Annotated in this window: 21 protein-coding genes; 7 read left to right on the forward strand and 14 right to left on the reverse strand. The window is 72.5% G+C overall.

What is annotated here, in order from left to right; genetic code table 11:
* Positions 1–5: 5 nt before the first annotated feature.
* From ACYQ8Q_RS09910 to ACYQ8Q_RS09920, 3 genes are read right to left on the reverse strand one after another with little or no spacing between them, the layout of a single operon-like run.
* Positions 6–788 carry a 3-oxoacyl-ACP reductase gene (locus ACYQ8Q_RS09910; RefSeq protein WP_460063692.1) on the reverse strand — a complete coding sequence of 261 codons (783 nt, stop codon included), beginning with the start codon at positions 786–788 and terminating at the stop codon, positions 6–8.
* Entirely contained in the window at positions 785–2,170 is a 1,386-nt protein-coding gene (locus ACYQ8Q_RS09915; protein ID WP_460063693.1) for an aldehyde dehydrogenase family protein, read from the reverse strand. Before ACYQ8Q_RS09915 ends, ACYQ8Q_RS09910 begins: the two co-directional genes overlap by 4 nt.
* Positions 2,171–2,181: 11 nt before the next feature.
* The gene (locus ACYQ8Q_RS09920) at positions 2,182–3,543 is read right to left on the reverse strand and encodes a glutamine synthetase family protein (protein ID WP_460063694.1); all 1,362 of its coding nucleotides are present in this window, start codon (positions 3,541–3,543) and stop codon (positions 2,182–2,184) included.
* A gap of 147 nt (positions 3,544–3,690) precedes the next feature.
* On the opposite strand from ACYQ8Q_RS09920, the gene ACYQ8Q_RS09925 reads away from it, so the two are divergent.
* On the forward strand, positions 3,691–4,425 hold the full coding sequence (locus ACYQ8Q_RS09925) for a FadR/GntR family transcriptional regulator (protein WP_460063697.1): 735 nt from the start codon (positions 3,691–3,693) through the stop codon (positions 4,423–4,425).
* Positions 4,426–4,471: 46 nt separating this feature from the next.
* Positions 4,472–5,191, forward strand: coding sequence for a gamma-glutamyl-gamma-aminobutyrate hydrolase family protein (locus ACYQ8Q_RS09930; RefSeq protein ID WP_460063699.1), 720 nt, complete (start codon positions 4,472–4,474; stop codon positions 5,189–5,191).
* Between the two features lie 280 nt (positions 5,192–5,471).
* Here ACYQ8Q_RS09930 and ACYQ8Q_RS09935 read toward each other — a convergent pair whose 3' ends face one another.
* Positions 5,472–6,401 carry a LysR family transcriptional regulator gene (locus ACYQ8Q_RS09935; RefSeq protein ID WP_460063701.1) on the reverse strand — a complete coding sequence of 310 codons (930 nt, stop codon included), beginning with the start codon at positions 6,399–6,401 and terminating at the stop codon, positions 5,472–5,474.
* Between the two features lie 71 nt (positions 6,402–6,472).
* Here ACYQ8Q_RS09935 and ACYQ8Q_RS09940 point away from each other — a divergent pair, with 71 nt between their 5' ends.
* Complete coding sequence (locus ACYQ8Q_RS09940) at positions 6,473–7,633, forward strand: TDT family transporter (RefSeq protein WP_460073234.1); 1,161 nt, start codon at positions 6,473–6,475, stop codon at positions 7,631–7,633.
* Here ACYQ8Q_RS09940 and ACYQ8Q_RS09945 read toward each other — a convergent pair.
* The 3 genes from ACYQ8Q_RS09945 to ACYQ8Q_RS09955 form a co-directional block, all read right to left on the reverse strand.
* Positions 7,545–8,264: a helical backbone metal receptor gene (locus ACYQ8Q_RS09945; protein WP_460063703.1), complete on the reverse strand. Its 720-nt coding sequence runs from the start codon at positions 8,262–8,264 to the stop codon at positions 7,545–7,547. The genes ACYQ8Q_RS09940 and ACYQ8Q_RS09945 overlap by 89 nt on opposite strands.
* Before the next feature lie 5 nt (positions 8,265–8,269).
* Positions 8,270–8,839, reverse strand: coding sequence for a helix-turn-helix domain-containing protein (locus ACYQ8Q_RS09950; RefSeq protein WP_460063705.1), 570 nt, complete (start codon positions 8,837–8,839; stop codon positions 8,270–8,272).
* Positions 8,840–9,195: 356 nt separating this feature from the next.
* A complete protein-coding gene (locus ACYQ8Q_RS09955) occupies positions 9,196–10,137 on the reverse strand; it encodes a glycine betaine ABC transporter substrate-binding protein (RefSeq protein ID WP_460063706.1) in 942 nt (313 codons plus the stop codon).
* A 224-nt stretch (positions 10,138–10,361) separates the two neighbouring features.
* On the opposite strand from ACYQ8Q_RS09955, the gene ACYQ8Q_RS09960 reads away from it, so the two are divergent.
* The 3 genes from ACYQ8Q_RS09960 to ACYQ8Q_RS09970 all read left to right on the forward strand — a co-directional run bounded on the left by ACYQ8Q_RS09960 (position 10,362) and on the right by ACYQ8Q_RS09970 (position 13,888).
* A complete protein-coding gene (locus tag ACYQ8Q_RS09960) occupies positions 10,362–11,291 on the forward strand; it encodes a 5'-3' exonuclease (RefSeq protein WP_460073236.1) in 930 nt (309 codons plus the stop codon).
* Positions 11,292–11,377: 86 nt separating this feature from the next.
* Entirely contained in the window at positions 11,378–12,223 is an 846-nt protein-coding gene (locus tag ACYQ8Q_RS09965) for a siderophore-interacting protein (RefSeq protein ID WP_460063708.1), read from the forward strand.
* Between the two features lie 123 nt (positions 12,224–12,346).
* Complete coding sequence (locus tag ACYQ8Q_RS09970) at positions 12,347–13,888, forward strand: amino acid permease (protein ID WP_460063710.1); 1,542 nt, start codon at positions 12,347–12,349, stop codon at positions 13,886–13,888.
* A 34-nt stretch (positions 13,889–13,922) separates the two neighbouring features.
* Here ACYQ8Q_RS09970 and ACYQ8Q_RS09975 read toward each other — a convergent pair whose 3' ends face one another.
* The gene (locus ACYQ8Q_RS09975) at positions 13,923–14,504 is read right to left on the reverse strand and encodes a GNAT family N-acetyltransferase (RefSeq protein ID WP_460063713.1); all 582 of its coding nucleotides are present in this window, start codon (positions 14,502–14,504) and stop codon (positions 13,923–13,925) included.
* A 70-nt stretch (positions 14,505–14,574) separates the two neighbouring features.
* On the opposite strand from ACYQ8Q_RS09975, the gene ACYQ8Q_RS09980 reads away from it, so the two are divergent.
* A complete protein-coding gene (locus tag ACYQ8Q_RS09980; RefSeq protein WP_460063715.1) occupies positions 14,575–15,522 on the forward strand; it encodes an RluA family pseudouridine synthase in 948 nt (315 codons plus the stop codon).
* A gap of 18 nt (positions 15,523–15,540) precedes the next feature.
* On the opposite strand, the gene ACYQ8Q_RS09985 is transcribed toward ACYQ8Q_RS09980, so the two are convergent.
* The 6 genes from ACYQ8Q_RS09985 to ACYQ8Q_RS10010 all read right to left on the reverse strand — a co-directional run bounded on the left by ACYQ8Q_RS09985 (position 15,541) and on the right by ACYQ8Q_RS10010 (position 21,034).
* Positions 15,541–17,019 (reverse strand): cytochrome P450, encoded by a 1,479-nt coding sequence (locus ACYQ8Q_RS09985; protein ID WP_460063717.1) that lies wholly within the window; start codon positions 17,017–17,019, stop codon positions 15,541–15,543.
* Positions 17,020–17,078: 59 nt separating this feature from the next.
* Positions 17,079–17,699, reverse strand: coding sequence for a GTP-binding protein (locus ACYQ8Q_RS09990; protein WP_460063719.1), 621 nt, complete (start codon positions 17,697–17,699; stop codon positions 17,079–17,081).
* A complete protein-coding gene (locus tag ACYQ8Q_RS09995; protein ID WP_358995082.1) occupies positions 17,680–18,090 on the reverse strand; it encodes a DUF742 domain-containing protein in 411 nt (136 codons plus the stop codon). The genes ACYQ8Q_RS09990 and ACYQ8Q_RS09995 overlap by 20 nt, the downstream gene beginning before the upstream one ends.
* On the reverse strand, positions 18,087–18,494 hold the full coding sequence (locus ACYQ8Q_RS10000) for a roadblock/LC7 domain-containing protein (RefSeq protein ID WP_460063721.1): 408 nt from the start codon (positions 18,492–18,494) through the stop codon (positions 18,087–18,089). Before ACYQ8Q_RS10000 ends, ACYQ8Q_RS09995 begins: the two co-directional genes overlap by 4 nt.
* Positions 18,491–20,125: a sensor histidine kinase gene (locus tag ACYQ8Q_RS10005; protein WP_460063723.1), complete on the reverse strand. Its 1,635-nt coding sequence runs from the start codon at positions 20,123–20,125 to the stop codon at positions 18,491–18,493. The genes ACYQ8Q_RS10000 and ACYQ8Q_RS10005 overlap by 4 nt, the downstream gene beginning before the upstream one ends.
* A 273-nt stretch (positions 20,126–20,398) precedes the next feature.
* Positions 20,399–21,034 carry a TetR/AcrR family transcriptional regulator gene (locus ACYQ8Q_RS10010; protein ID WP_460063725.1) on the reverse strand — a complete coding sequence of 212 codons (636 nt, stop codon included), beginning with the start codon at positions 21,032–21,034 and terminating at the stop codon, positions 20,399–20,401.
* Positions 21,035–21,114: the final 80 nt, after the last annotated feature.

Consider the following 21,114-nt stretch of genomic DNA (forward strand, 5'->3'; position numbering starts at 1 on the left):
ACCGCCTAGAGCGGGGTGACGTACGCCCCGGCGATCCCGCCGTCCACCAGGAAGTCGGCGGCGTTGACGAACGAGGAGTCGTCGCTGGCCAGGAAGGCCACGGCCGCGGCGATCTCCTCGGCCTCGGCGAACCGGCCCACCGGGATGTGCACCAGCCGCCGGGCGGCCCGCTCCGGGTCCTTGGCGAACAGCTCCTGCAGGAGCGGGGTGTTGACCGGGCCGGGGCACAGGGCGTTGACCCGGATGCCCTCCCGCGCGAACTGCACGCCCAGCTCACGGGACATGGCGAGGACGCCGCCCTTGGAGGCGGTGTACGAGATCTGGGACGTGGCCGCGCCCATCCTGGCCACGAACGACGCCGTGTTGATGATCGAGCCCTTGCCCTGGCGCCGCATGTAGGGGATGGCGGCCTTGCAGCACAGGTAGACGGAGGTCAGGTTGACCTCCTGGACGCGCTTCCAGGCCTCCAGACCGGTCTCCAGGATGGAGTCGTCGTCGGGTGGCGAGATGCCCGCGTTGTTGAAGGCGATGTCGACGCTGCCGTAGGTGTCGTACGCCGTCTTGAACAGGGCCTCGACCTGCTCGGCGTCGGTGACGTCGACCTTCACGAAGATCCCGCCGACCTCCTCGGCGGCCGCCTTGCCGCGGGCCTCGTCGACATCGCCGCAGACGACGTGGGCGCCCTCGGAGGCGAGCCGGCGGGCGGTGGCGAGGCCGATGCCGCTGCCGGCTCCGGTGATGACGGCCGTACGGCCGACGAGACGACGGCACACATTCTGTTCGGTCACTGTGCGGGGCCCTCCGTGCTGGATTCCGTGGAGATGAACACGTTCTTGGTCTCGGTGAAGGCGGTCAGGGCGTCCGGGCCCAGCTCACGGCCGACTCCGGACTGCTTGAAGCCGCCGAACGGGGTCCAGTAGCGGACGCTGGAATGGGAGTTCACGGACAGGTTCCCCGCGCGCACGGCCTGCGCGACGCGCAGGGCGCGGCCGACGTCCCGGGTCCAGACGGAGCCGGAGAGGCCGTAGGGCGTGTCGTTGGCGAGCCGGATCGCGTCCGCCTCGTCGGTGAAGGGCAGCAGGACGGCGACGGGGCCGAAGATCTCCTCGCGGGCGGCGTCGGAGTCGGGCGCGGCGCCGGTCAGGACGGTCGGCGGGAACCAGAAGCCGGGGCCGTCGGGGGCGGTCCCGCGCAGGCCCTGGGCGTCGTCCGGGACGAACGACCGTACCCGGTCGACCTGCTGACGGGAGATCAGCGGACCCATCTGCGTCGCCTCGTCGGCCGGGTCGCCGACCACGACGGCGGACAGCTCCCGGGCGAGGTGGTCGGCCACCTCGTCGTACACCGACTCCTGGACGAGGATCCGGGTGCGGGCGCAGCAGTCCTGGCCGGAGTTGTCGAGGAAGGAGAAGGGGTCGACGGCCCGCTTCAGGTCGGCGTCGGCGAAGACGACGTTGGGGCTCTTGCCGCCGAGTTCGAGGGTGACCGGTTTGACCTGGCGGGCGCAGCGCTCCATGACCTCGCGGCCGGTGCGGGTGGAGCCGGTGAACACGATCTTCGCCACGCCGGGGTGGTCGACGAGCGCGCGTCCGGCGACGGCGCCGTACCCGGGCAGGACCTGGAACAGCCCCTCGGGCAGGCCGGCTTCGAGCGCGAGCTCGGCGAGGCGCAGGGCGGTGAGCGGGGTGGTCTCGGCGGGCTTGAGGACGACCGCGTTGCCGGCCGCGAGGGCCGGGAAGGAACCCCAGGCGGCGATCGGCATCGGGAAGTTCCAGGGGGCGATCACCCCGACCACGCCGAGCGGCTCGTGGAAGGTGACGTCCCAGCCGCCGGGGACCGGGATCTGCCGGCCGGTGAGGCGTTCGATGCCACCGGCCGCGTAGAGCAGCAGGTCGCGGGCGTTGCCGGCCTCCCAGCGGGCGTTGCCGAGGAGGTGGCCGGCCTCGCGGACCTCCAGCCGCGCCAGCTCCTCGAGGTGGGTGTCCACGGTGTCGGCGAACCGGCGCAGCAGCCGGGCGCGGTCGGCGGGCGCGAGCGCGGCCCACCGGTGCTGGGCCGCCGTGGCGCGCCGGACGGTCGCGTCCACGTCGGCCGCGTCGGCGGCGGGGACCGTGGCGACGACTTCCTCGGTGGCCGGATTCAGGACGACGAGCTCGTGCGGGTCGGACAAGTCAGGACCTTTCACAGGCGTTCGAAGGAGCGGCGCAGTTCCCAGTCGGTGACGGCGGCGTCGAAGGCCTCCAGCTCGACGCGGGCCATGTTGCGGTAGTGGGCGACGACCTCGTCCCCGAAGGCGGCCTTGGCGACCGGGCTGGTCTCCCACAGCTCGGCGGCCTCGCGGAGGGTGCCGGGGACGTGGGCGTAGTCGGCGGTGTAGGCGTTGCCGGGGCAGGACTCGGGCAGCTCCAGCCGCTGCTCGATGCCGTACAGCCCGGCCGCGACCAGCCCGGCGACCGCGAGGTGCGGGTTGACGTCCCCGCCGGGCAGCCGGTTCTCGAAGCGGAGGGAGCGGCCGTGTCCCACGACCCGCAGGGCGCAGGTGCGGTTGTCGTGGCCCCAGGCGACGGCGGTCGGGGCGAACGAGCCCTGCTGGAACCGCTTGTAGCTGTTGATGTTGGGGGCGTACAGGAGCGAGAAGTCGCGCAGGGCGGCGAGCTGGCCGGCCAGGAAGTGCCGCATGGTGTCGGTCATCCCGCCGTCCTCGGCGGCGAAGGCGTTACGGCCGTCCGCGTCCGTCAGCGACAGGTGGATGTGGCAGGAGTTGCCCTCGCGCTCGTTGAACTTGGCCATGAAGGTGAGGGAGCAGCCCTCCTGGGCGGCGATCTCCTTGGCGCCGGTCTTGTAGATCGCGTGCTGGTCGCAGGTGACGAGGGCTTCGTCGTAGCGGAAGGCGATCTCGTGCTGGCCCGGGTTGCACTCGCCCTTGGCGGACTCGACGGTGAGACCGGCGCCGGCCATGTCGTTGCGGATGCGGCGCAGCAGCGGCTCGATGCGTCCGGTCCCGAGGACCGAGTAGTCGATGTTGTACTGGTTGGCCGGGGTCAGCCCCCGGTAGTTCGCGTCCCAGGCCTGCTCGTAGCTGTCCTTGAAGACGATGAACTCCAGCTCGGTGCCGACCTGCGCGGTGAGGCCGTGCTCGGCGAGGCGTTCCAGCTGGCGGCGCAGGATCTGGCGCGGGGCGGCCACGACCGGTGAGCCGTCGTTCCAGGCGAGGTCGGCGACGAGCATCGCGGTACCGGCGTTCCAGGGCACGCGGCGCAGGGTGGACAGGTCGGGGTGCATGGCGAAGTCGCCGTAGCCCCGCTCCCAGGAGGACATGGCGTAGCCGTCGACGGTGTTCATCTCGGTGTCGACGGCGAGGAGGTAGTTGCAGCCCTCGGTGCCGTGGTGGAGGACCTCGTCGAGGAAGAAGCGGGCGGCGAACCGCTTGCCCTGCAGCCGCCCCTGCATGTCGGGGAAGGCCAGGACGACGGTGTCGATCTCACCGCTCGCGACGAGGGCGTGCAGTTCCTCGACGCTGAGCGGGGGTGTGCGGTCTGCCACGGGAGGGCCTCCTTAAGGCTTCCTGGGCTGCTGTGTTTCTGTGACTGCTTCTTTGTTTCCGTGACTTCCTGGGCTTGGATGGCTCGGACGGCCGGGAGCCATAAGGTATTGCGGAGAACCATTGCTTGGGAAGGGGGGCACGGCCAGATGTCGGTGGACGCGGACGGCGGCCTGGACGACCGGTTGACCCCGGTGCTGCGGCCGGTGCGCGCGGGGAACGGCTTCGAGGAGGCGCTGGAGCAGATCCTCCAGGTCGTACGGCTGGGCCTGGTGCCCGGCGGTGAGCGCCTGCCGGCCGAGCGGGACCTGGCGGAGCGGCTCGGGATCAGCCGGGTGACGCTGCGCGAGGTGCTGAAGGTGCTCCAGGACCAGGGGCTGGTGGAGTCCCGTCGGGGCCGCTACGGCGGAACGTTCGTGCTGCCGCGCGCGGACGCCGGCGGCAAGGACGAGCTGCGGCGCCGGATCGCCGAGGTCGACATCGAGGACGTGCTGCGGTTCCGTGAGGTGCTGGAGGTCGGGGCGGCGGGACTGTGCGCGGCGCACGGGCTGAGCGACGAGCAGGCGGACCGGTTGCGGGACGCCCTCGCCCGGACGGCGGACGCCCCGCTGACCGACTACCGGCGGCTGGACACCCTGCTCCATCTCACGCTGGCCGAACTGTGCGGCTCCCCGTCGCTGACGGCGCAGTACGCGGCCGTGCGGGCGACGGTGAACGACCTGCTGGACTGCATCCCGCTCCTTGTGCGCAACCTGGAGCACTCGCAGCGCCAGCACGTCGCCCTGGTCGAGGCGGTGCTGGACGGGGACGCGGACGGGGCGCGGGAGATGATGCGGGAGCACTGCGCGGGGACGGCGGCGCTGCTCCGGGGGTTCCTGGCATGAGATGTTATTGGTCTGAGGAAAGCCCATTGCTGGGGCGGGAGGACACATGACGGACGGCGGCCGCCCGCTGATCGGGGTCAGCACGTATCTGGAGGCCGGGGCGCGCTGGGGCGTGTGGGAACTGGACGCCGCGCTGCTGCCCGTCGGATATCCGCGGCTGGTGCAGCGGGCGGGCGGTCTGGCCGCGCTGCTGCCGCCGGACGCGCCCGGACACGCGGCGGCGACGGTCGCCCGCCTGGACGGCCTGGTGATCGCGGGCGGCCCGGACGTCGAGCCGGTCCGCTACGGCGCCGAGCGCGGCCCCTGTACCGGCCCGCCGGCCCGGGAGCGGGACGCGTGGGAACTCGCCCTGATCGACGCGGCGCTGGCGGCGAGCGTACCGCTGCTGGGCATCTGCCGGGGGATGCAGCTGCTGAACGTGGCGCTCGGCGGCACGCTCACCCAGCACATCGAGGGGCACGCGGAGGTGGTCGGGGTGTTCGGCAGCCACCCGGTCAAGCCGGTCCCGGGCACGCGGTACGCCGCCGCCGTCCCGGAGGAGAGCTCCGTGCCCACGTACCACCACCAGGCCGTCGACCGCCTCGGCAGCGGCCTGGTCGCGAGCGCGTACGCGGCGGACGGGACCGTGGAGGCGGTGGAGCCTGCGGCCGCCGACGGCTGGGTGCTCGGGGTGCAGTGGCATCCGGAGATGGGTGAGGACCTGAGGGTGATGCGGGCACTGGTCGAGGCGGCCGGGACCGCTACGGCCGCCGCCACCGCTCCCTGAGCCAGGCGAGGGCCGCCTCGCCCTGGGCGCTGTCGTCACCTTCCCGTCGTCGCCCGAAGGGCGGCCGTGCGGCGTCCGGTGCGTGCTCTCGGCGTGCCGGGCGTCGCACGGCAGACGGGAAGGTGACGACAGGGCCCAGGCCCGCTGGAAGGCGCGCAGGGTGGGCAGGCCGGGCGGGGACGGCGCAGCGAGGCCTCGACGAAGTAGCCGGCCAGCGTGGCGAGGGCCACGGTCACCGCGTCCGGGTCGGCGTCCCGGCCGCAGGGGTGCGCGGCCGCCGTCAGCCGCGGGTCAGGGACAGCAGGTCGCGGGCCGGGCCCGTCGGGCGGTGGCCGGTCGGCCACACCGCGCGCAGGTCCCGGGCGAGTGAGACGCCCTCCACGGGCACGCCCACCAGACGCCGCAGGGACAGCTCCTCCCCGACCGCCAGCTCACTGAGCACCGCGGGCCCGGCACCGCTCACCGCCGCCGCCTTCACGGCCGTCGTCGAGGAGAGCTCGATCAGGGGACGGGCCAGCCCGCCCAGCGCCGTGTCGAGGACCTGCCGGGTGCCGGAGCCCTTCTCCCGGAGGATCAGCGGGGTGACGGCCAGCTCGGCGGCGGCCAGTCCCCGCCGCCGCCGGGCCCAGGCGTGTCCGGGTGCCACCACGACGATCAGCCGGTCGTGGGCGATCACGGCGGAGTCGAGACCGGTGGGGACGGTGAGCCCCTCCACGAAGCCGAGGTCCGCCTCCCCGGACAGCAGCCGTTCCGCCACGGTCGCCGAGTTCCCGGCGTGGAGGGACACCGCCGTGTCGGGTCGGCCCGCGCGCAGCGCGACCAGCCACCCCGGCAGCAGGTACTCCGCGATCGTCATGCTCGCCGCCACCCGCAGCCGCGAGTCCCGCCGGTCCCGCAGCGCCTGCGCCCCCGCGTCGAAGGCCTGCGCCGCCTCCACGATCCGCCGGGCCCAGTCCGTCACCAGCGCGCCCGCGTCGGTGAGCCGGGACCCGCGCGGCGAACGGTCGACGAGCGCCACCCCGAGCTGCCGTTCCATGGAGCGGATCCGGCTGCTCGCGGCCGGCTGGGTGATGCCCAGCTCGCGTGCGGCAGCCCCCAGACTGCCCAGCCGGGCCACGGCCAGCAGCAGCTCCAGCGCCCCGAGATCCGGGACGCGATGCCCGAGGGAACCGGCGGCCGCGGGCTGTTCCTCCGACGTACCCCTGCTCATAAACCCAGTTTATGCCCCCATAGCGAGGTCGTCCCTGGTCCGGTCGGAGGGGATCCACGACCGTGGAGACCATGGTCACCGTCGCTCCTCCTCCGTCCCTCGCCCCCCGGCCCGCGCACCGCGCTGTCCGGTATCTCGGACCGAACTGGTACGCCACGGTGATGGGCACGGCGATCGTCGGCACGGCCGGAGCCGCCCTGCCCGTGCGGCCCCCAGGGCTGCGCCCGGCCTGCGCGGCGCTGTGGGCGCTCTCCCTGGCCCTGCTGCCGGCTCTCCTCGCCGCCCGCGCCCTGCACTGGCGGCACCACCGCGACCGGGCCCGTGCCGATCTCCTCGACCCGGCGACGGCGCCCTTCTACGGCTGTCTCGCGATGGCGCTGCTCGCCGTCGGCGGCGGCGCCCTGTCCGTCGGGCGGGACTGGATCGGCACCGGGCCCGCGGTCGCGCTCGACGCCGTGCTGTTCGGCGCCGGTACGGTCGTGGCGCTGGCGGCGGCCGTCGCCGTGCCGTACCTCATGGCCGTACGCCACCACGGGGCCGAGCCGACGCCGGTGTGGCTGCTGCCGCTGGTCGCGCCCATGGTGTCGGCCGCCGCGGGGCCAGCGCTCGTGCCGTACCTGCCGCCCGGTCAGGCCCGCGCGACCCTGCTGCTCGCGTGTCTGGCGCTGTTCGGGCTGAGTCTGCTGGCCACGCTCGCGCTGCTGCCGGTGGTGTTCGGGCGGCTGCTGACCGGCGGTCCGCTGCCGCCCGCGCTCACCCCGACCCTGTTCCTGGTCCTCGGCCCGCTCGGCCAGTCCACCACCGCCGTCGGCCGGTTCGCGGAGGCGGCGCCGGGGGTCGTGCCGGGACCGGAGGGCCGGGCCTTCGCGGTGTTCGCGGTGCTGTACGGCGTACCGGTCATGGGGTTCGCCCTGCTGTGGCTGTGCCTGGCCGGGGCGCAGGTGGCGCGGGCCCGCCGGGAGGGGATGGGTTTCGCGATGACGTGGTGGGCGTTCACGTTCCCGGTCGGGACCTGTGTGACCGGCGCCGCGGTCCTGGCCCGGCACACGGGGCTGGTCGCCTACGACGTGCTCGCCGTCGCGCTGTACGCCGTCCTCCTGGGCGCGTGGGGTGTCGTCGCCGCGCGGACCGTCCGGGGGCTGTTCAGCGGAGCGCTGCTCGCAGAGCCTCGGACAGTGCTCGCGGAGCCTCGGCGAGTGAGGGGCCGTACCAGGTCAGATGCCGTCCGCTGACGAGCGCGCAGGGCAGTCCGGGGAAGGCCTCGGGGCCGTCCTCGGGGGTGAAGCGGTAGGGCTCGTCGGGGAGGACGACGACATCGGGGGCGGCCGCCCGGAGGTCGTCCAGGGCGATCCTCGGGTAGCGCTCCTCGTGGTGCGCGTGGAGGTGGTCGACACCGAGGCGGGCGAGCACGTCCCCGGCGAAGGTGTCCCGGCCCAGCACCATCCAGGGGCGGCGCCAGATGGGCACGACGGCCGAGAGGCGGGTCTCCGGCTGCTTCAGCCCGGCCCACTCCTCCTCGGCCTCGTCCAGCCAGCGCGGCCGGGACCGCGCGCCGCACGCCGTGAGGACGCGGGCGAGCTCCCGGAAGGCCTGCGGGACGTCCCGCACCTCCGTGACCAGCACCTCGACGCCCGCCGCGCGCAGGGCGCGGAGGTCGGGTTCGCGGTTCTCCTCCTCGTTGGCGATCACCAGGTCGGGCGCGAGGGCGGCGATCCGTTCGACGTCCGGGTTCTTGGTGCCGCCGATCCGGGTGACGCCGAGGTCGGCCGGATGGCTGCACCAGTCGGTGGCGCCGACCAGCGCCCCGGGCACGGAGACGGCCACCGCCTCCGTGAGGGAGGGCACCAGGGAGACGATCCGCACGGACGTCAGCGCTTCCGGTTCCGGACCGCCTCGATGTGCTCAGCGACGGCCACGACGACCACCCGGGTGTCGGGGACGGTCGCCCGCCAGCGGTGCCGGACCCCGCCGGTGAGGTAGAGGGTGTCGCCGCGGCCCAGACGGTAGGCGCGGCCCTCGGCCTCGATCTCCACGGCGCCGTCGGCCACGTACATCAACTGGTCGTTGCGGTACTGGAATTCACGCCCGGCCTCATGGTCGCCGGTGAACTCCGTGGCGTGCATCTGGTGGTGGCCGCGGACCAGGGAGCGGGAGCGCGGCGCGGGTTCCGGGGTCTCGGTGACCTCGGCGCGGACGACGTCCACGCTGCACGCCGGGTCTGCGGCGGCGAGGAGTTCGACGGCCGTGGTGCGCAGGGCGTCGGCGAGCTTCTCCAGGGAGCTGGTGCTGGGCCGGGCCCGGTCGTTCTCGATCTGGCTCAGGAACGGGACCGACAGGCCGCTGCGCTCGGCCACGACGGCGAGGGTGAGGTCCAGGGACCGGCGTCGCCGCCGTACGGCCGCGCCGACCCGCAGGGGCTGTTCTTTGTGGTCGCCCATCGCTCCGGCTCCCTCCTTCGCTCGTCGAATCCGCCGATGTCCTGAAGAGTTCTCTGCACCCTACGCATGTTCGGCAAACCGTTTCATGTGCCCGTCACATCGAGGACACACCACGTGACACACGACCCCACAGATCGCGCCAGCGGAACGGGCCGCCCGGCTCGCCGGGCGCTCACTCGCCCTCCGCTTTCCGGTTCAATGCGCGAACGGCCGTGAGTGTTCCCGCTCGTCCCCGGCTTCGCAACCACCTCACCCCAGGCCTGGGGGTGGCTCTGCGTGGTTGGCCGGATCCTTGCCGTGGCGAAGGAACGTCTCAGCTGCGGACACGCACGACGGGCGGTGACGGGGCTGTCAGGTCACCCGGCCGCCCGGCTCCCGGATCCGGCCCCGGCCACCGGGACCCAGCGGTCGACGAGATGGGGGTGGTCCTTCTGCCAGGCGCGGACCGCGTCCTGCTCCTTGCCCTTGCCGGCCTCCTGGATCCGTGCCTCGAGGCCGGTGAGCTGCTCCTCGGTCATCCGGAAGTCCTTCAGCCAGGCGGCAACCTCGGGCTGGTCGGCGGTGAAGTCCCGCCGGGCGAGGGTGTGCACGCCGTCGCCCTCGCCCCACGCACCCCCCGGGTCCTTGCCGTACTGCCTGAGGACCTTGTCCTTGAGCAGGCCCATCATCCCGGCGCTGGGCTCGATGCCGGTGATGCGCCCGCCGAACTCGGCGGCGTGCTCCTTCAGGTCCGCGAGCGAGTTCACGTCCTTCATGTACGAGGGGACCGAGAGCTCCAACGAGGTGGGGCCGTACCACCGGCCGAGGCCGTCGAGCCGGTCGCCGTACTTCTTCCGGTACTCGGCGTGCGTGGTGGGCAGCCAGGAGTCGGTCTGGAAGTCGATCCGGCCGGTGGCGAGGCCGGTGTAGAGGGGTCCGGCGGCGTTGTCGAGGACGCTGCGGTGCGGGAAGAGGGCGAAGTGCTGGAAGACCATGCTGACCTTCCGGGCACGGACCTCGCGCAGGTCACGGCCGCTCAGCGCGGTGAGGTCCCGGCCGTCGAAGAGGACGCGTCCGGCGGTGGGCTCCAGGAGTCCGTTGAGCATGCGCAGCAGGGTGGACTTGCCCGAGCCGGAGAGTCCCATGACGACGAAGATCTGTCCGGGGTCGACGGTGAAGGAGGCGTCGAGGACGGCGGCGGTGGTGCCGTCGGTGCGCAGTTCCTCCCGGGTGGCTCCGTCGCGGAGCCCTTCGACCGCCTCGTTCTGTCGTTCTCCGAACACCTTGAAGAGATGTTCGGCCTCAAGCCTGGCTGACAAGCCTACCCACTCGTTCGGGGACAGGGACCGAGGGCGTCGGCGGATGCTGGTGCAAACGATGACCTGCGCGAACCGACGCCGCTCCGAGGCCGCGCCTGCCCTGGCACCTGGGGGACAAACGCACAAGTGGCCCAGTCCACCAGGCCGACGAGGACCCTCGGTCGATGTTCACGCCTGCCACGGGAGTGCATACCGGCCGGTCGCCGGGACACCCGTGGGGCATGATGCGAGGCGTGACCGGACGACTGATGCTCCTCGACACCGCCTCGCTCTACTTCCGCGCCTACTTCGGCGTGCCGGACTCCGTGAAGGCCCCGGACGGCACGCCGGTGAACGCCGTGCGCGGACTGCTCGACTTCATCGACCGCCTGGTCAAGGACCACCGGCCGGACGAGCTGGTGGCCTGCATGGACGCCGACTGGCGCCCGAAGTGGCGGGTCGACCTGATCCCCTCGTACAAGGCGCACCGCGTCGCCGAGGAGCGCCCGGTGGGCCCGGACGAGGAGGAGGTGCCGGACACGCTGTCGCCGCAGGTGCCGGTGATCGAGGCGGTGCTGGACGCGCTGGGCATCGCGCGGGTGGGTGTCGCCGGCTACGAGGCGGACGACGTGATCGGCACGTTCACCGCGCGGGCGGCGGGCCCGGTCGACATCGTCACCGGCGACCGCGACCTGTACCAGCTGGTGGACGACGCGCGCGGGGTGCGGGTGCTGTACCCGCTCAAGGGCGTCGGCACGCTCCAGACGACCGACGAGGCCTGGCTGCGCGAGAAGTACGGCGTCGACGGGCCCGGGTACGCGGATCTGGCGCTGCTGCGCGGCGACCCGAGCGACGGCCTGCCGGGGGTGCCGGGCATCGGGGAGAAGACGGCGGCCAAGCTGCTGGCCGAGTTCGGCGACCTGGCCGGGATCATGGCGGCGGTCGACGACCCGAAGGCGAAGCTCACCCCCTCCCAGCGCAAGCGGCTGGACGAGGCGCGGCCGTACGTCGCGGTGGCGCCGAAGGTGGTCCGGGTCGCCGGCGACGTCCCGCTGCCGGACGTGAACGTTTCTTTGCCCCATGCGCCGCGGGACGGGGCGACACTGGAGGCGCTCGCGGAGCGCTGGGGCCTGGGCGGGTCGCTGCAACGCCTGTTGCTCACGCTGGGCGCGTAGGCGAATCCACCTCTCGAAGGAGAGGCCTCACCGGGGGGAGAGATGCTAACTTAGGTAAACCTAACCATAGAACATGGGAGGCCGTCATGGCAGAACGCCCGGCACGCAAGCCGCGCACGCCCCACGCCGCGCAGGTCGTCCGCACCGAACGGCTGACCCCGCACATGCAGCGCGTGGTGCTCGGCGGCGAGGGCCTGGCCGAGTTCTCGGCGGGCACCTGCACGGACCATTACGTGAAGCTCCTCTTCGGCCCCGAAGGTGTGACCTACCCCGAGCCCTTCGACCTGGAGCGGATCCGCGCGGAGTTCCCGCGCGAGCAGTGGCCCGTGACCCGGACGTACACCGTGCGGGCCTGGAACCCCGAACACCGTGAACTGACCCTGGACTTCGTGATCCACGGCGACGAGGGCCTGGCCGGGCCGTGGGCGGCGCGTGTCCAGCCGGGCGAGACCGTCCACTTCATGGGCCCCGGCGGCGCCTACACCCCCGACACCGCCGCCGACTGGCATCTGCTCGCCGGTGACGAGAGCGCCCTGCCGGCCATCGCGGCCGCACTGGAGTCGCTGCCCTCCGGTGCGGTGGCGCACGCCTTCATCGAGGTCGACGGTCCCGAGGAGGAGCAGAAGATCGACTCCGACGTGGAGGTCGTCTGGCTGCACCGCGACGGCCGGCCGGTCGGGGAACGGCTCGTCGAGGCCGTGACCGCGCTGGAGTTCCCCGAGGGCCGCGTGCACGCGTTCGTGCACGGCGAGGCGGCGGCCGTGAAGGAACTGCGCCGGCTGCTCCGCGTCGACCTGGCCGTCCCGCGCGAGGACCTGTCGATCTCCGGCTACTGGCGGCTCGGCCACAACGAGGACGGCTGGCAGGCCGCCAAGCGCGACTGGAACGCGCGCGTGGAGGCCGAGCAGGAGGGCGCGGCACCGGCCGCGTAGCCCTTCCCAGGGGGAGCGTGAGGACTTGGGCCCGCCCCGGACACGACGGCGTGACACCTGCGAAACAGGGCGTCCCTAATTTCTGTCGCCCGACAGGAATTCGCGCCCAAGGCAGGTGCCGCCGTGACCACCAGCTCCCCCGCCGACGTACGCCCCGACCCGCCGCACTCCCCCGCCCACGCCTCCGCCCCGGACGACCACTCCCTCTCGGAGTTCGGCTACCGCCAGGAACTCCACCGCAGTCTGGGCCGGTACGCCTCGTTCGCCGCCGGCTTCTCCTTCATCTCGGTCCTGACCACCGTCTTCCAGTTCTTCGCCTTCGGTTACGCGTTCGGCGGGCCCGTCTTCTTCTGGGCCTGGCCGGTGGTGCTGACCGGGCAGCTGCTGGTGGCCGCCTGCTTCGCGGAACTGGCGGCCCGCTATCCGATCTCCGGCGCGATCTACCAGTGGTCGTCGCGGCTGTCGACGCCGTCGTTCGGCTGGTTCGCCGGCTGGATCATGGTCATCGGGCAGATCGTCGTCGTCGCGGCCGCCGCGCTCGCCCTGCAGATGGTGCTGCCGGCGATCTGGTCCGGCTTCCAGCTGATCGGCACCGACCCCTCGCCCGTCTCCGCCGACGGCGCGGCCAACGCGGCCCTGCTCGGCGTGGTCCTGCTGGCTCTGACCACCCTCGTCAACGTCGTCGACAACCGGGTGATGTCGGTGATCAACCGGGTCGGGGTGACCGCCGAGATCATCGGCGCGGTCCTCATCGTCGTCCTGCTGCTCACCCACTCCGAGCGCACACCCGGCATCACCTTCCACACCACCGGCGCCGCCCAGTCCGGCCTGTTCGGGGCGCTCGCGGTGGGCTCGTTCACCGCCGCGTACGTGATGATCGGCTTCGACAGCGCGGGCGAGATGAGCGAGGAGACCCACCACCCGCGCCGTACGGCGCCCCGCACGATCCTCACCGCGCTCGGCGCCGCAGGACTGCTCGGCGGGCTGATCGTGCTCGGCGGACTGCTCGCCGCCCCCAGCCTCACCGACGGGCACCTCGGCGTCGACGGACTCTCCTACGTCCTGACCAGCAGCCTCGGCGACGGCGTCGGCAAGGTGCTCCTCGCGGACGTGGTGGTGGCGATCGCGGTGGCCACGCTCGCCATCCAGACGGCGGCCTGCCGGATGCTGTTCTCCATGGCCCGCGACGGTCAGCTCCCGTTCTCCGCCCGCCTCGCCCGGGTGAACCCGCGCACCGGCATGCCGAGCGCCCCCGCCCTCGTCGTCGGCGTCCTCGCGGCGGCCCTGCTGCTGCTGAACTTCGCCTCGCCGGACGCCTTCCTGGCCATCGGCACCACCTGCATCGTGATGCTGTACCTGGCCTACGCGATGGTCACCGGCCCGCTGCTGGTGCGCCGGCTGCGCGGTGGGTTCTCCCCGTCCGGCACCACCGACGAGAGGGGCGCCCCGCTGTTCTCCCTGGGCCGCTGGGGCATCCCCGTCAACGCCCTCGCCCTGCTCTACGGCCTGCTGATGACCGTCAACCTGGCCTGGCCCCGGGCCGCGGTGTACGACCCGGCGGGCGGCCACTGGTACTTCCAGTGGTTCACCGTGCTGTTCCTCGCCGCCACGCTCGCGGTGGGCGTGGCCTTCCGGGCGTACCGGGCCCGCACACCGGTGGCCTAGCGGGCGGTCCACGCGCGGGTGCGGGGCGGCCGGCTCAGTCGCCCCGCACGCGTGCGTGCAGGTGCATGTCGTGCCAGCCGTCCCGGTGCAGGACGGCGCTGCGCCGGGTGCCCTCCAGCGCGAAACCGGCCTTCGTCGCGACGCGGCAGGAGGCCTCGTTGGCGGTGGCGTGCGACAGCTCCAGGCGGTGGAAGCCCGTCTCGTCGAGGGCCCAGCGGGCGAGCGCCGCCGTGGCGCGGGCCGCCGTGCCGTTGCCGCGGGCCTCCGGAGCGGTCCAGTACGCCACCTCGGCCGTCCCCTCGTCCAGCAGGATCTGGCGCAGCGCCACCCGTCCCCGGACCCGGTCGGTGCCCTCGTCGACGACGGCCCACTGGGCGTCCTTCTCCTCGGCCCAGGCCTGCTGCCACTCCTCGATCCAGCCGACGACCTCCTCCAGGGAGTCGGCGGCCCTGAGCTGCCACTGGTGGATGAGCGGATCCTGGAAGACGGCGTGGACGGCGGGGGCGTCCTCGGCCCGCCACGGGCGCAGGACCAGTCCGTCTCCGGTGGCGAGGACGGGCTGCGGGGAGGCGGACAGGGTTCCGGCGGGCAGCACCGGTGGGGCGGTGTACGGCATGGGACGCATCCTGCCAACGGCGCCTGCCCGGGCCAACGGATTTTCCGCCTCCCTCGTACCCTGGACCCCGATGAGACGCCGTACCCCTCCCCCGCCCTCCCCCCTGCCGCAGCGCGACGGAATCGATGCGGTGCGGGTGCGGTTGCCGGGTGAGGGGCGCTGGGCCACCGTGCGGGACCATCTGGTGGAGCGGCTCGGCGGGGCGGGCGCCGGGGTCGTCGACGGGATGCTGCGGGCCGGGCTGGTGGTCGGCGCCGACGGGGCGGCGGTGCCGCCGGACGCCCCGTACGTACCGGGCATGTTCGTGTGGTTCCACCGGGAGCTGCCCGCCGAGGTGCCGGTGCCGTTCCCGCTGGAGGTCGTGCACCGCGACGAGCACATCGTCGTCGTGGACAAGCCGCACTTCCTGGCCACCACCCCGCGCGGCAGCCATGTCACCGAGACCGCGCTGGCCCGGCTCCGGCGGGAGCTCGGCATCCCCGCCCTGGGCGCGGCGCACCGTCTGGACCGGCTCACCGCCGGGCTCGTGCTGTTCACGGTCCGGCCCGAGGAGCGCGGCGCCTACCAGACGCTGTTCCGCGACCGGCGGGTGCGCAAGGTGTACGAGGCCGTCGCCCCCTACGATCCGGCGCGGGCCTGGCCGGTGACCGTGCGCAGCCGGATCGTGAAGGAGCGCGGCACGCTGACCGCGTTCGAGGTGCCGGGGGAGCCGAACGCGGTCAGCGACATCGAGCCGGTCGAGCAGCGGGCGGACGGGCTGGCCCGCTACCGGCTGGTCCCCCACACCGGTCAGACCCATCAACTGCGCGTCCATATGAACGCGTTGGGCGTGCCGATCCTCGGCGACCCCCTCTACCCGGAGGTGGCCCCGCCCGGGCCGGCCGGTGACTTCCGGCGCCCGCTGCAACTGCTGGCGCGGGAGCTGGAGTTCACCGATCCGGTCACCGGTGTCCAGCACCGGCTGCGCAGCGGCAGGGTGCTGGAGTCCTGGGTGTCGTACGCCCGTTGGGCCGGATAGCCGCCGGGTTGCGGCGGCTCAGTAGCCCCGCCACCAGAGCAGGAACCGCTGCCAGGCGCCGGGGCGGCGGACCGGCTGCTCGGGGGCGGCCGGTCGGGGCTGCGGGGCGGCCATCGGCTCGGGGGCGGGGGGCGCGGGCCTGGGGTCGATGTTCAGCGGGCGGAAGGCGCGCTGCGGCGGCACGGAGGCCGCGTGGGTCGGCTTCAGCTTGACGTCCTGCCGGGGCTTGGGCTCGAAGTGCGCCGGCAGCGCCACCAGGTGCCGCGAGGCGATCGACGTCGTCCAGCGCAGCTCGTCCTCGTCGCAGGCGAGCTGGATGTCCGGCAGCCGGGACAGCAGCGCGTCGACGCCGACGTCGGCGATGGCGCGCCCGATGTCCTGGCCGGGGCACTCGTGCGGGCCCCGGCCGAAGGCGAGGTGGGAGCGGTTGCCCCGCATGTGGGCGGAGAGGTCGGGGCGCACCCGGGGGTCGACATTGGCGGGGGCCGGCGCGAAGAAGAGTCCGTCGCCCGCGCGGATGCGCTGGCCGCCCAGCTCGGTGTCCTGCTTGGCCATGTAGCCGAAGATGGTGCTGAACGGCGGTTCGTCCCACAGGGACTGCTCGACCGCCTCCGGCACGGTCATCTCACCGCCGTTGAGCCGGGCGACGAAGCGCGGGTCGGTGAGGACCATGCGCAGCACGTTGGACAGCAGGTTGACCGTGGCCTCGTAGGCGGCGAAGAGCACCAGGCGCAGATGCTCGCGGACCTCGTCGTCGCTCAGCCCGGCCGGATGGGCGATGAGATGGCTGGTGAAGTCCTCGGCGGGGGTGGCGCGGCGGCGCACGGTGAGCCGGCTCAGCGCGTCGACGACGTACGCGTGGCTCTCGACGGCGGTCGCGCTGCCCTTGAGCGCGTCCCGGGCGCAGGCGACCATCTTGTCGTCGTACTCGTCGGGCATGCCGAGCAGCTGGCACATCACCGCCATCGGGAGGTGTTCGGCGAACTGGCCGACCAGGTCGGCCCGGCCCTCCTCGCAGAAGCGGTTGACCAGGGTCTGCGTGGCCCGGTAGATGTGCCGGCGCACACTGCGCTCGTCGAGGGTCTCCATCGCGGTGGTGACCGCGCCGCGCAGCCGTTTGTGCTCGTCGCCCTCGGCGTGGGCGCAGATCGGCTGCCAGGCGATGTGCGGCATGTACGGGTGGTCGGGCCGGACCCGGCCCTCGCGCAGCGGCGTCCAGACGCGGGTGTCCTTGGTGAACGTCGAGGGCGTCCGCAGCATCTGGAGGTTCTCGGCGTGGCCGAGCACCATCCACATCGGCAGGTCGTCGTGGAGCAGGACCGGGGCCACGGGGCCGTACTGCTCGCGCAGTTGTTCGTACAGCTCGCCGAGGTCCTCCGCGCCGGGGCCGTAGAGCCTGGTCAGTCCGCCGGTGCCGGTGGCGTGGGCGGGGCAGCCGGGCGGCGGGTCCAGCGCGAGGTCGTGGGGTGCGGTCGTCATGGGGTGTTCAGGCGTCACAGGGGTCGCTCCGCAACTGTGGGGGATCCGTTGTCGGGGGGGCAGAAAGGGGCTCGGGGCTAGGTGAGGGTGCCCCTGAGCGAGAGGGCGTGCAGGAACCGCATCAGGGTCATCAGGACGTCCCGGCTGGAGGCGCGCCGGCGGGCGTCGCACTCCACGATCGGTACGTCCGGGGCCAGGTCGAGGGCGGCCCGGAGGTCGTCCAGGGGGTAACGGGGGCCGTCGGGGAAGGTGTTGACGGCGACGACGAAGGGCACTCCGCCCTCCTCCAGCCGGCCCATGACCTCGTAACTGACCTCCAGGCGGCGGGTGTCGACCAGGACGACCGCGCCGAGGGCGCCTTCGAAGAGCCCGTTCCACAGGAACCAGAAGCGTTCCTGGCCGGGGGTGCCGAAGAGGTAGAGCACCACCTGGTCGGTGATACGGATGCGCCCGAAGTCCATGGCCACGGTGGTGGCGGTCTTGGTGTCGGAGCCGAAGTCGTCGTCGACGCCGATGCCGGCCTGGGTCATGGTCTCCTCGGTGGTCAGCGGTTTGATCTCGCTGACGGAGCCGACCATGGTCGTCTTGCCGACGCCGAAGCCGCCCACGATGACGATCTTCGCCGCGGCCGTGGTGGTCTGCGGAAGCCGGTCCTCGACCCGTGGGCCGGGGACCGTGTCAGAGCCTTTGAAGTCCATGCATCACCGCTTCGAGCAGGGATCGGTCGGGGAGCTTCTGGCGGACGATCGGGGCGCGTGCCTGGACGAGTTCGGCCGCCAGCATCTCGGTGAGCAGGACCGTCACCACCGTGAACGGCAGGCCGAGGTAGGCCGACACCTCGGCCACCGACAGGGGGGCGGCGCACATCCGCAGCACCACGGTCTGTTCGGGGGTGGCGGACGAGGGGGGGTCGGCACACGCCACGATTAACGTCACCAGGTCGAGCGGCGCCCGCTCGCCGTCGGGTCCCGTGAGCGTGTAGAGCCGGTCGGGCTGTTTCTCCCGGTCCACCGGGGATTCGGCGGGCGGGGCCGGTGCGGGGGGCGGGAGCGCCAGGGGCTGGCGCCGCCGGCGTTGCGGAGGCGTCATACGGTCTGCCCGTTGCGCCGGGGCGGGCTGGTCAGATGGGCCCCGATCCGGACGACGAGGTCACGCATGGAGGCGCTCATCCGGCCGGGTTCGCAGCACACGTCGGACAGGACGGCGAGATAGGCGTTGGCGCCGGCGGACATCATGTAGAAGTAGCCGCCGTCCATCTCGATCATGATGAGGTTCATGTCGCCCTCGACGCACTCCATCTCCTGGGCGATGGCGGTGGCGAGGCTCTGCATGCCCGCGCAGGCGGCCGAGACGCGGTCGGCGGCGTCGGGTTCACCGGCGTAGCGGGCGATGCGCAGTCCGTCGGCGGAGAGCACGACGATCATCTCGATGCCGGGGACGCCGTCGTAGAGCTCCTTGAGCACCCAGTCGAAGTTCTGGCGCTGCTGGATCACGTGAGGTCCCCTTCGTCGTCGGCCTCGGGCGGCTTCGGCTTGTCCTGGATCAGGTGCAGGTATGCGGTGGGGTTGCGGGTGAAGTCGGTGGGGTGGACACCCGGCGGGGCGATCTTCTTCAGGCCCTCCCAGAAGGCCTCGAAGGCCACTCCGGGTTCCTGCTTCTTCTTCTTGGGCTTCGGCGGTTCGGGCTGTGCCTGCGCGAACGGGTCGGGCCTGCCCTCGCGTTCGGCGCGCTCGGCGGCCTCCTGGGCGGCGTACGCCTCGGCGTAGCGCTGGCTGATCGGGATGATCGCCTTGGAGCGGCGCTGCGGCAGGCCCTTGTCGGTCCACTCGGTGATCACCGGCACGTCGTCCTCGAGGGAGACGTTGGCCGGGATCTTCGGGTTGGTGGGCCGGCGCCGCTTGGGCGGGCGCTTGGGTCCCTCGAGGTTGCTCAGGTCGATCTGCGCGGAGGCGGCGCCGATGCCGTGGGCGTAGCCGGGTGCCGGCTCGGAGGTCATCATCTCGCGGGGCACGACGAGGACGGCGCGGACTCCGCCGTACGCCGAAGTGCGCAGCGACACCTGGAGGTTGAAGGAGGTGCACAGCCGGCCGACGACGGCGAGGCCGAGGCGCGGGGCGCCGCCGAGGTCCTGCATGGTGACGCCGCGCATGGCGTCGTCGAGCATCTTCTCGGTCTTGGCGCGGGACTCCTCGCTGAGGCTGACGCCGGCGTCCTCGATCTCGATGGCGATGCCGGTCTGCACCTCGATGGCGTTGACCATCACCTTGGAACTCGGGGGTGAGAACCGGGTGGCGTTGTCGAGGAGTTCGGCGATCGCGTGGATGAGCGGTTCGACGGAGATGCCGCGGATGTTGACCTTGGCGATGGAGTTCAGCTTGATGCGGGGGTACTCCAGGATCCGCGACATGCCGCCGCGCAGCACGCTGTAGAGCGGAACCGGCTTGGGCCAGCTGCGGCCGGGGCGGCCGCCGCCGAGGACGCCGATGGAGTCGGCGAGGCGGCCGATCATGGAGGTGCCGTGGTCGATGCGGAGCAGGTCGTCGAAGACCTCGGGGTTGCGGCCGTGGTCCTCCTCCATCTCCCGCAGCTCCGCGCACTGCTGATGGACGATCGCCTGGACGCGGCGGGCGACGTTGACGAAGGCGCGCTGGACGGAGTCGCGCAGGGCGTTCTCGTAGTCGATGGCGTCGAGGAACCTCTTGACGAGGACGCGCTGTCCGTCGTCGATCTCATGGAAGAACGGCTCCCGCTCCCCCAGGTGGTGCATCACCTCCTCGGGGGAATTTCCACCGCGCAGCCATTCCACGGCGAGGGGGACCAGTTCCTTGGCAATGAACCTGTTCTCGTCCTGCTGGGCGGCGAGGCGCCGTTCCAGATGGGTGACGCGCTGCTCCGAGGCGGTGCGCAGTTCCCGGAGCCGGCGGCAGCGGCGCCGGGCGTCGGCCCCCACCGCGGTGATGAGCAGGGTGGCCACTGCTCCGCAGACGCCGACGGTGAGCCGTGCCTGCCCCGCCACCAGGGCGACGGCGGCTCCGGTCACCGCGGCCATCAGTATCGCCGGCAGCAACAGCAGCCGTGTGAAGGAAAGTTCTCGGCGACCGGGTGGGGACTGAACACTCACCATGTGGGCACCCTCTGTAGGGATCTGTCGGCATCTTCGGAGCATTTGGGAACAGACGCACGAATACACCGCAACTCGGTGCGCCGCGGGCGAGCTTAGTCCGACCGGATCATCGCCGTGTCATATTCGGCGACCCTCTGAAACCGACCGTGCGAGTGGAGTAACCTCAGCCCCATTTGCACACTCGGGCATCAATCGAACACGCACCGTAGTCACGTACGGATGTGCGAGAAGCGGCCCGCCCGGACGGGTGAGCCGGTCACTCCCAGGCGGCGTTCAGGCCCCGGTGATGCGCAGGGCCGCGTCGGCGGTGGCGCGGGCGAAGTCGGAGACGGGCCGCTCGGGATCCGAGCGGTGGACCAGGATGACGCCCTCGATGAGGCCGAACACGAGATCGGTCCGCAGATCCAGCTCACCCTTGGCGAGAGCGCCGCCCACCGCCGTCGCGGCGATCAACTGCCGGTAGGCGTCCTTCAGTTCGGCGCGCACCGCATGGAAGCCGGCGAACCGCTCGGCGCGCACCTCGGGCAGCAGATACAGCCCGCCGAGGTTGTGCGGCCCCCCGCACAGCAGCTCCACGTCGGTGCGGCACAGCTCCCACAGCCGCTCCTCGGCCGCCCGCCCGTCCTCGGCAAGCAGCGCGCGGGCGTACGTCAGCGACGGCGCGACCGTGGACTCCAGCAGGTCGGCGAGGAGTTCCTCCTTGCCGGAGACGTAGTGGTACATGGAGGCCTGGCGCATCCCGGCCCGCTCGGCGACGGCCCGCGTGGTGGTGGCCGCGTAGCCGTTCAGGGTGAACAACTCCGCGGCGGCGGCGAGCAGTTCGGCGCGCGGCTCCATTCCACTGTCCGGCCGCTGCGCGGCCCGCGGCCTGCCGACCCGGCGCCCACCGGTCTCCCTGCTCGTCCCCATGCGTTCGATCCTCGCACACCGCGCCGGACGGCGATCTTCGCGAGGGCCGCCGGTGAGGGCTCGGTAACCGAGCGGCAACA

The organism is Streptomyces sp. YKOK-I1 (assembly GCF_054660435.1).

Excerpts from the sequence above, each read along its gene's own strand:
- ACYQ8Q_RS09925 (WP_460063697.1), top strand. The coding sequence starts at position 3,691 with ATGTCGGTGGACGCGGACGGCGGCCTGGACGACCGGTTGACCCCGGTG.
- ACYQ8Q_RS09930 (WP_460063699.1), top strand. The coding sequence starts at position 4,472 with ATGACGGACGGCGGCCGCCCGCTGATCGGGGTCAGCACGTATCTGGAG.
- ACYQ8Q_RS09935 (WP_460063701.1), bottom strand. The coding sequence starts at position 6,401 with ATGAGCAGGGGTACGTCGGAGGAACAGCCCGCGGCCGCCGGTTCCCTC.
- ACYQ8Q_RS09940 (WP_460073234.1), top strand. The coding sequence starts at position 6,473 with ATGGTCACCGTCGCTCCTCCTCCGTCCCTCGCCCCCCGGCCCGCGCAC.
- ACYQ8Q_RS09950 (WP_460063705.1), bottom strand. The coding sequence starts at position 8,839 with ATGGGCGACCACAAAGAACAGCCCCTGCGGGTCGGCGCGGCCGTACGG.
- ACYQ8Q_RS09960 (WP_460073236.1), top strand. The coding sequence starts at position 10,362 with ATGCGAGGCGTGACCGGACGACTGATGCTCCTCGACACCGCCTCGCTC.
- ACYQ8Q_RS09965 (WP_460063708.1), top strand. The coding sequence starts at position 11,378 with ATGGCAGAACGCCCGGCACGCAAGCCGCGCACGCCCCACGCCGCGCAG.
- ACYQ8Q_RS09975 (WP_460063713.1), bottom strand. The coding sequence starts at position 14,504 with ATGCCGTACACCGCCCCACCGGTGCTGCCCGCCGGAACCCTGTCCGCC.
- ACYQ8Q_RS09980 (WP_460063715.1), top strand. The coding sequence starts at position 14,575 with ATGAGACGCCGTACCCCTCCCCCGCCCTCCCCCCTGCCGCAGCGCGAC.
- ACYQ8Q_RS09990 (WP_460063719.1), bottom strand. The coding sequence starts at position 17,699 with ATGGACTTCAAAGGCTCTGACACGGTCCCCGGCCCACGGGTCGAGGAC.
- ACYQ8Q_RS09995 (WP_358995082.1), bottom strand. The coding sequence starts at position 18,090 with ATGACGCCTCCGCAACGCCGGCGGCGCCAGCCCCTGGCGCTCCCGCCC.
- ACYQ8Q_RS10005 (WP_460063723.1), bottom strand. The coding sequence starts at position 20,125 with ATGGTGAGTGTTCAGTCCCCACCCGGTCGCCGAGAACTTTCCTTCACA.
- ACYQ8Q_RS10010 (WP_460063725.1), bottom strand. The coding sequence starts at position 21,034 with ATGGGGACGAGCAGGGAGACCGGTGGGCGCCGGGTCGGCAGGCCGCGG.